Consider the following 9,813-nt stretch of genomic DNA (forward strand, 5'->3'; position numbering starts at 1 on the left):
GGGGGCCGGTGTCAGCTCTCGCTCTTGGTGGCGGCGTCGGAGAGCACCTTGACGTAGTCGTCGAGGATGTAGGGGATGCCCAACGGGGTGGGCATCGCTGCGGTGCCGAGTTCGTCGTTCTCCAGCAGGACGACGGCGTCGTTCTTGATGGCGGGGATCTGTCCGAGCACCGGGTTGTCCTTCATGGCGTCGAGGAGCTCCTGGTCACCGTAGGTCACGATGATGTCGACGTCGTCGAAGACGTCGGCCTGTTCGGTGCTGATGGTGCCGCTGAAGGAGTCGTTCTCCTCGGAGAACTTCTTGATGGAGTCCGGTGCCTCCATCCCCAGGTCCTCGAAGAACATCGGTCGGGTGTCGTGGCTGGTGTAGAAGCTGACCTCGCTCAGGTCGCCGATCTCCACGTGGGTCAGGAACATGGTCTTCTTGCCCTTGATCTCCGAGTGGGCGTCGGCAACCTCGGAGATCTGCGACTCGAGGTCGGCGATGAGGTCCTTGCCCTCGTCCTCCTTGCCGATGGCCTTCGACTCGATCTCGATGTTCTCGCGCCACGGAGTGCCCCAGGCGACCTGGTCCTTGGGGAAGGGGATCGTAGGCGCGATCTCGGAGAGCTTGTCGTAGTCCTCCTGCTTCAAACCCGAGTACCCGGCGAGGATCACGTCCGGCGCGGTGTCGGAGACCGCCTCGAAGTCGATGCCGTCGGACTCGTCGAACAGCACAGGTTCGTCGTCGCCGCTGACACCGAGCTCGTCGAGCTGCTCCTGCACCCAGGGCAGGACGTCGGAGCCACCGAAGTTCGCCTTGGCCATGCCCACCGGGACCACACCGAGTGCCAGGGGAACTTCCTGGTTCTCGAACTGGACCGTGGCGACGCGCTCCGGCGTGCCGTCGATCTCGGTGGTACCGAATGCGTGCTCGATGGTGATCGTGTCACCCGAGCCGCCACCGGAGCCGTCGCTTCCACCGTCGTCGGAGGAGCAGGCGGTCAGGACGAGTCCGAAGACGGCAAGCAGGGAGATCAGCAGCGTACGAAGCGGTGTGCCGCGAAGTGGTGTGCGGGTCATGGGTCGAACCTTTCGGCGGAAGGGAAACGTCAGAGATGCCACACCCGAATAAGGCATGCCTGCTCAAAGTAGCTTTGAGGGTACCCTGGCCGCAATCGCGTATTCAGGACATGCCACTGCGCGATTCGGACATCGGCACCGGGGCAGCCCCCGTAACAGTCAGTGCCAGCCCCTCGGCGTGACCGCGGAACTGCCCCGGGGTCATCCCGGTCGTCCTGCGAAATGCCGTGATGAAAGCGCTCGTGGACCGGTACCCCACACCCTCCGCCACCTCGGCGATATCCAGTCCCGCACCCAGCATCGCAACGGCGTGAGTGGCCCGGGCCATCGCAGTCCACCGGCTGAACCCCAGTCCCGTTTCGGACTCGAAGGTACGCGTCACCGTCTTCGTGCTCACACCCAGCCGTGAAGCCCACACACTGAGGGTCGTCTGATCACGCGGATCGGATCTCATTCTGTCGACGATCGGCCCCACCAGTGGCGACGTCGGCACCTCAAGGACAAGCTGATGGACGGACGGGGAGATGACGTCCAGGATCATCCGTTCAGTGAGCCGGTAAGACCCCCCGGACAGCTCATCGGTCATCAGCCGGTCAATCAGCAATGCGAGCAGTGGCGTCAGCTTCACCGTCACCGGACTGTCGGCGAGAGCGGGGGTATCGACGGTGAAGTGGACCGCCCGTTGCCGGGCCCCGGCGTGCGCGCGCCCCGAGTGCGGAACACCGGCGGGGATCCAGAGTGCGACTCTCCCCGCGATCGTCCACAGTCGCTGCCCGGTACGCACCATTCCCGAGCCGATGTCGTGCCAGACCAGTTCATGTGTGGGATGCGAGTGTTCGGCCCAGGCCGTCTCCCGGTCAAGCACTTCGTCCCGCCCGAAGGCGCGGACCGGAAATGTCAGCTCACCTGCACCGTACATGGGCAGATGACGGACCTCTGCACCCTGGGCATCCACCGTCACTCCCCCAGACTGACACGTTCAGCCAACGCCGGTTCGTGTACATCTCCGCCCCTGGAGACCGCATGGCGGAATTTCACGACGTCCCCCGGGACAACCTCCTGCAACCATTGCGCCAGTACCCCGTGGTCGTGTCGTGCAATGTCCGTGGTGATGGTCCGGCTGTCTTCCTCAAAGGAGCGCACAGTAAGTGCCCTCAACACCGGTTGGGTCACCTCCCACGCAGGAAGTCCGTCCGCCGGGCAACAATCCCGGTACTCCGCAAGAGAACCACCGGTGAGGGCGATTCGGGTGTATCCGAGCGAGAGTTCGGTCCTGTCCGCCACAGTGACAGCCGGACTGAACAGGGTCCGGGCTTTCCCGGACGCACGGATGGCCGATTCGAGGGATTCCATAGACCACACAACTTAGTATAGGCTTCGCTTCCATGACAACTTTCCCCACACAAAGTCGCCGCCGACGCGGCACCGCCGCCGCCGCGATCTTCCTCGCAGCCACCGTCCTGACCGCCTGCTCCGACAACGATGATTCCGGATCAGAAGCGTCAGAGACAACCACGTCAGGCCCCGTGACCGTCACCCACTCGATGGGCACGACCGAGGTACCGAGGAACCCGGAGAAGGTCGTGAGCTTTTCGCCGGCATGGACCGACGCCTTCAGCGCCCTGGGCAGTCCCGTGGACATCGAGTACCGGATCGACGGCTACGACGACGACAAACCCTGGGCGACCAACGATTCAGGACGGGTCGAGACCTACTCCGCAGATGCGACCGGGCGGAGCGACAACAGCGAGGACATCGCCGCGGAGGACCCGGACGTCATTTTCGTGAGTTACGTTCCCGACCAGGCCGCCTACGACAAGCTCAACGCCATCGCGCCCACCGTCGCGGTCGTCGGGGACAACACCCAGTCGGACGACTGGCGTGAGGTCACCGAGCTGGCCGGCGAGATCCTGGACCGGTCCGGCGACGCCGCTGACCTGATTCAGGCCGTGGGCGACAAGATCGCCGAGACGAAGGACGCCCACCCCGGACTCGACGGCGCCAGCGCTGCTTTCGGACAGATCAGTGAGCAGGGGCTCGCCGTGGTCACCGACGACAATGATCCGGCGAACACATTCCTGAGTGACCTGGGTATGAGCGTTCCCGAGGAGATCAGGTCCGCCAGCCAGGACGGCTCACGTGCCTTCATCGCCGAGGAGAACATCGACATGTTGAACACCGACTTCCTGGCGATGTGGGCTATCGGGGTCAATCCGTCGGACCTCAAGGGGTGGGACCAGCTCACCGCGGTCAGGAGCGGGGCTGCCTACCTGCCTGACCAGACGTCCGCCATGGCACTGAGTCAACCCACAGTTGCCTCGGTGCCGTGGACCGTGGACGAGCTCAACGAGAACTTCACGGCGGTGGACGACGCCCGCTCCTGACGGCCATTCACCCGCGCCGACGTGTCCCGTGCTCTAGCGTTGGCTCCATGACCGGTCTTCCCACCCTCACCATCACCGACGGTCCCACACGGATCGCCCATGTCCGGCTCAACCGTCCGGACAAGCTGAACTCCCTCACGCTCGAGATCCTCGACGAACTGGTGTCGATCACCCGGAGCATCCGCAAGGACCGCACCATCCGTGCGGTGATCGTCTCCGGGGAGGGCCGCTCCTTCAGCGCCGGCCTGGACTTCGCCTCGGCGATGAAGAAACCATCGTCGATGGTGTCGTCGTTCCTGTCCCGTCCGTGGCGCGGGACGAACCAGTTCCAGGAAGCGTGCTGGGGTTTCCGTCGCCTGCCCGTGCCGGTGATCGCTGCCGTACACGGACACTGCTTCGGTGGCGGCCTGCAGCTGGCACTCGCCGCGGACTGGCGGTTCACCACCTCCGACGCCCAGTGGAGCATCCTCGAGTCGAAGTGGGGTCTGGTCCCGGACATGTCGGGCATGCAGACCCTGCCGCAGCAGCTGCGGGCGGACGTCCTGAAGAAACTGACGATGACCGGAGAGGTCTTCGACGGTCGCACTGCAGTCGAGTACGGCCTGGCCAGCGAGGTTTCGGAGAATCCGGTCGAGGAGGCAGAAAAACTCGCCGCCGTTATCGCGACGCGCTCCCCCGACTCCGTGGCCTACACCAAAAAGCTCGTGGACGAGACCTGGTCACGCGGCCCCTACACCACCTTCCTACGGGAGCGTCTGCGTCAGTTCCGTCTACTCGCCGCGGAGAACACCCGCGTGGCGCAGAAAGCGGCGGCGAAGAAGGCCGCGCCCGTGTTCCAGCGGCGCGGGGTACGCTGACGCTGCATGTTCTCGGGGGTCAGTCCAGGTCGTCGCGGCAGTTCAGCGGATCTCCCCTGTCCACCTGAATCACGTCCAACGCAGATTCCCCCAGCTTTTCAGCAAGTAGCTCCCCTCCACTGATGAAGAGAGAGTTGGAGTAGATGGGGCAACTGATCAGAAAAGAACCGTCCTTCGGCCAGACGTAGACAGGCATGTGGGGACGACCCGGGTTCTCGACGCTAAAAGCGGTCAGCCAGTTCAGTGGTGCCTGTTTGATCGCCAGGCCTCCGTAGCGCCCGAAAGGAAGGGGAGCGTCATGGCCGAATACGGATACGGACCCTACGCCACCGACTTCACCCGCGTACCCCGGCCACAAAGCGAATGTAACGTCAGTCGAGGTACGCAGACCCGGCACCACCTCAGTCAGAATGCGGAGGATAGTCCCGACACTATGCCTGTCGCATTCCCCGCTCGCCGGCCGCTGTTTCGACGGCCTACCGAACTCCAGAAGATCTGAAGTACCGTCTTCAGATTCCAGCAGAGGGAACACCCGGAGGACCGCATGATGTTCCAGATCACTGAAACCGTCTACCAGTGATTCATCTGCCAGAACTCGTGGAATATGAGAGACCATATTTCCTTTCGTCATCCCCACGCCACCGGCTCACGGGACAACAGCGCCGGATCGCGCAGTACGTCCTCCCCGATCGACCGGTCAATCCATGCGCGTGCAGCGCGTCCCTTCTCCTCCAGCGTGTCCCCCGGCATCTCCCGCAGCGTGACCGCCCCGTCCCGCTTCGCCAGCCGGTCGCCGGTCGGTCCGAGCACCAGGGGGACGTGCACGTACTCCACCTCGGGAAGGTCCAGCAGGTGCGCCAGGTAGGCCTGCCGCGGCGCGGAACTCAACAGGTCGTCGCCCCGGACGACCTGGTCGACGCCGGCCAGCGTGTCATCGACGACGACAGCGAGATTGTAGGCGAAGCCTACGTCGGCACCCCCCTGGCCGCCGCGCCTGAGCACCATGTCGTCGACATCGCCGGTGTAGTACCCGCCCTCGACGGCGAAAGCCTCCCGTACCGTCCACTCGCTGACCTGGGCACGCAGCCGCAGGGACGGGACGCGCCCCTCGGCGGCGAGGGCGTCCCGACGCCGTTCCCGGTCGGCGTCATCCAGGTCACGGCAGGTTCCGGGATAGTGCCCCGGGACGACGTGCGGCGCGCGTGCGGCCTCGCGGATGTCCTTGCGGGAGCAGTAGCACTCGTAGACCAGACCGTCCTCCTGGAGTCGTTCCAGTGCCACGTCGTACCGGTCGACGGTCTCCGACTGCCGTGCCACCGCCCCATCCCAGTGGACACCGACGGCCTCAAGGTCCTCGAGCTGGCGGTCGGCGGAGATCTCCGAGGACCGTGACGCGTCGATGTCATCGATACGCAGGACGAACCCGCGTCCCGTGGCACGCGCCCAGGCTTCGGCGAGCACGGCGGTGCGCAGGTTACCGAGGTGCAGGTCACCACTGGGGCTCGGCGCGTAGCGGCCGTTGGTGCGGGAGTCCGTCATGGCATTCAGGATAACGCCGGGTCTGCACACCGGCAGCTCCCAGGTGCCGGACAGCGAGCGCAGGTAGCGTTGGTGTGGTCCACCTATCCGTCACCATGCGCATGGAGGCGCTGACATGGGATATTCTCACCAGAACCGATACGACGGCTCCCCGGATCCGGCGGCGCTGTGGAACCTGCTCGAGAACGTGCGCGGATACCTGCCGTTCCCTGCGCAGGCCACGACGCAGGAGCAGGGCCGCCGCACGTCCCGACCCCGCCGGAGTGTGCACGCGACCGTGCTCGGCGTCCTCGCGGACGGGCCCCGCCACGGCGGTCAGGTCGTCCGCGAGATCGCCGACCGTCACGACGCACAGGACGGCCATGAACCGCCGGGGGCTGCGGAGGTCTACCCGGAGCTGCAGCTCCTCGTCGACGAAGGCTTGGCGACCGTGGAGGAGTCCGACGGCCGTCGGACGTACACGTTGACCGACGCAGGACGTGCCGAGGCCGACGAGGTCACGGAGGACGACTCGGCCCCGGCACCGTGGGACGCGTTCACCCGTCTCTTCGACGGCCGTGGAGAACTGCCGAAATCCGGGGTGAAGCTCGGCCAGGCGGTGCATCAGATCGCTCTCAGCGGCACCGAGGACCAGCGACGTCGTGCCACGGCCCTGCTCGACGAGACCCGCCGTCAGATCTACGGCATCCTCGCCGAGGGCAACGGTGCCGACAGTGCCGACAGTGCCGACGGTGTCCCGGAAGTCTGACCGGCGGACCGACCGGAGAGCTCTTCGCCGCCGTTACCGGCGCATCACCACGTTCGGCCTGCGGTTGATGGTGCAGATGTGGTGCTTCGAGATCATGTTGCCACGTCTCGGTCTGCGGAGGCTCAGCCAGCGCGGCCAGGAGCGCCGGTTCGTCCGTGCGGCCGCCCGCTTCCGCGTCCTGGCCACCGGGCTCGGTGGCCTGATGATCAAGGTCGGCCAGTTCATGTCGACCCGGATCGACATTCTGCCGTCCTCGGTCACCGACGAACTCGCCGAGCTGCAGGACAAGGTCCCGGCGGAGGATGCGGCCGCCATGATCGCGCTGGCCGAGTCTGACCTGGGTATGCCGCTCACGCGGGCGTTCGACGCGTTCTCACCGCAGCCGTTGGCGGCGGCATCCCTGGGCCAGGCGTACAAGGCCCGGTTGCGGGCGCAGGACGCCGCGGACGTCGGCTTCACCGACGTCGTGGTGAAGATCCAACGTCCGGGTATCGCCGATATCGTGGAGGTTGACCTGGCCGCCCTCCGTCGCATCGCCGGATGGCTGTCGCGGATCCGGTTCATCGCCACCCGGGCCGACGTACCGGCTCTGGTCGAGGAGTTCGCCCGCACCAGCTACGAGGAGATCGACTACCTGCATGAAGGGGCGCAAGCAGATGCTTTCCGCACAAGTTTCCAGGCAGACTCCCCGCTCGTGGACGCCCCGACGGTGGTGTGGGAGCGCAGCACCCGACGCGTCCTGACCCTGCAGGATGTCACGGCGATCAAGATCAGTGATGTCGACGGCCTGCGCTCCGTCGGTATCGACCCGTCGGCGGTCGCTGAACGGCTCGCCGAGTCGATGTTCACGCAGCTCTTCGACACCGGCCATTTCCATGCCGACCCTCACCCGGGAAATATCTTCGTCACACCGGACGACACCGGTGGCACCGACGGGTTCCGCCTGACTTTCATCGATTTCGGGATGACCGGCACCGTCGATGACGAGCTCAAGTCGCAGCTCCAGGACCTGGTGGTCGCGGTGGGGATGCAGGACGGGCCGGGCATGGTCGACGCCATGAAACACCTGGGGGTGTTGCTCCCGACCGCGGATACCGCGGAACTGCAGGTGGCGATGACGGAGCTCTTCGCCCGCTTCGGCGGGATGGGGGTCATGGACCTGCAACATGTCGACCCCCGCGAGTTCGAGGATTTCGCCAGACGGTTCCGTGACGTCATCCGCTCGATGCCGTTCCAGCTTCCGGAGAACTTCCTGCTGATCATGCGGGCCGTGTCGATGCTCTCCGGACTGTGTTCCACGCTGGACCCCAGGTTCAACATCTGGGATTCGGTGGAGCCCTTCGCCGCGCGGCTGATCAGGGAACGGGCAGGTTCCTCGGCAAAGGACCTGGCACACCGTGCGCTCACCACGACGGTGACCACCGCCCGCGTGCTCGGACGCCTGCCCCGACGCCTGGACAATGCGATCACCATGATCGAGAGTGGCGACCTCTCGGTCAACACCCCGCAGGTCGAGCGGCAGCTCAAACGTCTGGAACGGGCGGCGGTGCGCGTCGTCGCCGCGATCATCTTCGTCGGACTCGTCATCGGCGGTGCGGTGCTCCGCGGCAGTGCCGACGGTGGCATCGCCTTCGGCATCGGTACGTCCATGATGGTGATCTCGGTGCTGCCGTTCCTGTACGCGCTGGTGGGCGGTCGCGGGACCGGGTAGTCTTCCCGGTCATGGCTGACCATGTCCGCACCGCGGCACGGGTGGTGCTCCTCGACCCGTCGTCCCGTGTCCTGCTCTTCGAGGGCCGGGATCTTTCCGACGCCACCGACACCGTGCGGTTCTGGTTCACGGTCGGCGGGGGTTGCGAGGACGGCGAGGCGCTGCATGGTGCTGCCGTCCGGGAGCTCCGTGAGGAGACGGGTCTGGAAGGGCTTGAGATCATCGGCCCGTTCCACCGTAGGGAGTTCGATTTCGTCGACCATGGTGTGGCCCGACATCAGGTCGAGCACTTCTTCGCAGCCCGTGCACCGGCGTCTCGGTGGAGTACCGGTGGGTGGACGGAGCTGGAGAGGGCCGCGATGGTCACGGCCCGGTGGTGGAGCGTGACGGAACTCCGTGAAACGGAGGTGCGGTACTTCCCCGAGAACCTCCCGGAGCTTCTGTCTCAGGCAGCGGAGCTCGTCTAGACTTCATGATCGAACATTTGTTCGATTCGGTTCCTATTTCCAGCTTCGATGTCCACCCTGTGCGATACAGTGTTCGTATCCAAGGAGGGGACACCATGACCAGCACCCACACCACCGAACTCACCACCGGCGAGACCTACACCACCCTGGCCACCCGCTTCGCCATCGCCGTCAACACCGCCGAACTCGACCTCGTGGCCTTTCTGACCACCATCCCGGCCAACACCCGCCAGGCCACCGCCCTGGCCGTACGACGCAGAACACCACGCGAAGCCCACCGCTACACCCACGCCGCCGACCTGGCAACACGCATGCCCGACCTGTTCCACTCGTTGCGCACCGACGGGCGCTATTCGGTCGATCACCTGGATGCGATCTGGACCCGGATCCACCGACACACCCGCGCCCTGACAACCACCGCGACACAGATACCCGACACCCTCGACACCCCCGCCGCCGCTGCCGTCGATGCCGCTGTCGCCCTGGGCGTGACCGACTGGATCCAGAACACCGGCATCACCTGCCACACCGCCCTGGCCGATGTCACCGACGAAGTGCTGTGCCGAGTGGCCCCACTGATCGTGGAGACCACCGAGACCGCAGAGGCCGGAGCGGTATCACTGACCCGCCGGGGCACCCGACTGACCCTGGACTGCGGCAGTCAGCTCACCGCCGAGGCACTCTGGTCAGCGATCAACACCGCGGCCCTGGAGACCCGCCGGGAAACGATGACAGACCAGTCCCGCGACGCAGAGGCTGAGCACCACAGGCACACCCAGGTTGCCCCGCAGACCCCGCCGGTGCCGTTGATGTCGCACTGCCGCGGACAGGTCGCCCTGCGCCTGCTCGGCGGGCACCGCGACCAGTTGACCGTCACCGTCAACGCCTACCAGACCCACCCGGACCAGCCGTGCTACGTGCTGGGCAGTGGGTGGGTGACCGCCACCACCGGTGGTGAACTGGCTGCCCTGGCAACCCGGGTCCGTGAACTCCCGGACCCCGCCAGCATCCCGGACACTGAGGCCTACCGGTTCACCACCGTGCAG

At 65.8% G+C, this 9,813-nt stretch carries 10 protein-coding genes and 1 pseudogene; 6 read left to right on the forward strand and 5 right to left on the reverse strand.

Annotated elements, in window-relative coordinates; translation table 11 throughout:
* Positions 1 to 11 precede the first annotated feature (11 nt).
* The 3 genes from FS507_RS03525 to FS507_RS03535 all read right to left on the reverse strand — a co-directional run bounded on the left by FS507_RS03525 (position 12) and on the right by FS507_RS03535 (position 2,414).
* Positions 12 to 1,061: an iron-siderophore ABC transporter substrate-binding protein gene (locus FS507_RS03525; RefSeq protein WP_145941419.1), complete on the reverse strand. Its 1,050-nt coding sequence runs from the start codon at positions 1,059 to 1,061 to the stop codon at positions 12 to 14.
* 103 nt (positions 1,062 to 1,164) lie between these two features.
* Positions 1,165 to 2,022, reverse strand: coding sequence for a helix-turn-helix transcriptional regulator (locus FS507_RS03530; RefSeq protein ID WP_260853141.1), 858 nt, complete (start codon positions 2,020 to 2,022; stop codon positions 1,165 to 1,167).
* Positions 2,019 to 2,414 carry a siderophore-interacting protein gene (locus tag FS507_RS03535; protein WP_145941420.1) on the reverse strand — a complete coding sequence of 132 codons (396 nt, stop codon included), beginning with the start codon at positions 2,412 to 2,414 and terminating at the stop codon, positions 2,019 to 2,021. Before FS507_RS03535 ends, FS507_RS03530 begins: the two co-directional genes overlap by 4 nt.
* 32 nt (positions 2,415 to 2,446) lie before the next feature.
* On the opposite strand from FS507_RS03535, the gene FS507_RS03540 reads away from it, so the two are divergent.
* Together FS507_RS03540 and FS507_RS03545 are read left to right on the forward strand one after the other, a co-directional pair.
* Positions 2,447 to 3,445: an ABC transporter substrate-binding protein gene (locus FS507_RS03540; RefSeq protein WP_260853142.1), complete on the forward strand. Its 999-nt coding sequence runs from the start codon at positions 2,447 to 2,449 to the stop codon at positions 3,443 to 3,445.
* A 47-nt stretch (positions 3,446 to 3,492) separates the two neighbouring features.
* Positions 3,493 to 4,302, forward strand: a complete 810-nt coding sequence (locus tag FS507_RS03545; RefSeq protein ID WP_145941421.1) for a crotonase/enoyl-CoA hydratase family protein — start codon at positions 3,493 to 3,495, stop codon at positions 4,300 to 4,302.
* Positions 4,303 to 4,321: 19 nt separating this feature from the next.
* Here the strand turns inward: FS507_RS03545 and FS507_RS03550 are convergent, their stop codons facing one another.
* Both FS507_RS03550 and gluQRS read right to left on the reverse strand, forming a co-directional pair.
* Complete coding sequence (locus FS507_RS03550; RefSeq protein WP_145941422.1) at positions 4,322 to 4,702, reverse strand: hypothetical protein; 381 nt, start codon at positions 4,700 to 4,702, stop codon at positions 4,322 to 4,324.
* Between the two features lie 227 nt (positions 4,703 to 4,929).
* Positions 4,930 to 5,841: a tRNA glutamyl-Q(34) synthetase GluQRS gene (gene gluQRS, locus FS507_RS03555; RefSeq protein ID WP_145941423.1), complete on the reverse strand. Its 912-nt coding sequence runs from the start codon at positions 5,839 to 5,841 to the stop codon at positions 4,930 to 4,932.
* A gap of 115 nt (positions 5,842 to 5,956) precedes the next feature.
* On the opposite strand from gluQRS, the gene FS507_RS03560 reads away from it, so the two are divergent.
* The 4 genes and pseudogenes from FS507_RS03560 to FS507_RS03575 all read left to right on the forward strand — a co-directional run.
* Positions 5,957 to 6,589 (forward strand): PadR family transcriptional regulator, encoded by a 633-nt coding sequence (locus FS507_RS03560; RefSeq protein ID WP_145941424.1) that lies wholly within the window; start codon positions 5,957 to 5,959, stop codon positions 6,587 to 6,589.
* Positions 6,573 to 8,300: an ABC1 kinase family protein gene (locus FS507_RS03565; protein ID WP_260853143.1), complete on the forward strand. Its 1,728-nt coding sequence runs from the start codon at positions 6,573 to 6,575 to the stop codon at positions 8,298 to 8,300. The genes FS507_RS03560 and FS507_RS03565 overlap by 17 nt, the downstream gene beginning before the upstream one ends.
* Positions 8,301 to 8,311: 11 nt before the next feature.
* Positions 8,312 to 8,767: an NUDIX hydrolase gene (locus tag FS507_RS03570; protein WP_145941425.1), complete on the forward strand. Its 456-nt coding sequence runs from the start codon at positions 8,312 to 8,314 to the stop codon at positions 8,765 to 8,767.
* Between the two features lie 95 nt (positions 8,768 to 8,862).
* Positions 8,863 to 9,813: pseudogene (locus FS507_RS03575) on the forward strand (hypothetical protein); the annotation flags it as partial.

The organism is Corynebacterium glyciniphilum AJ 3170 (assembly GCF_007673095.1).
In the GTDB taxonomy this organism is placed as follows: domain Bacteria; phylum Actinomycetota; class Actinomycetes; order Mycobacteriales; family Mycobacteriaceae; genus Corynebacterium.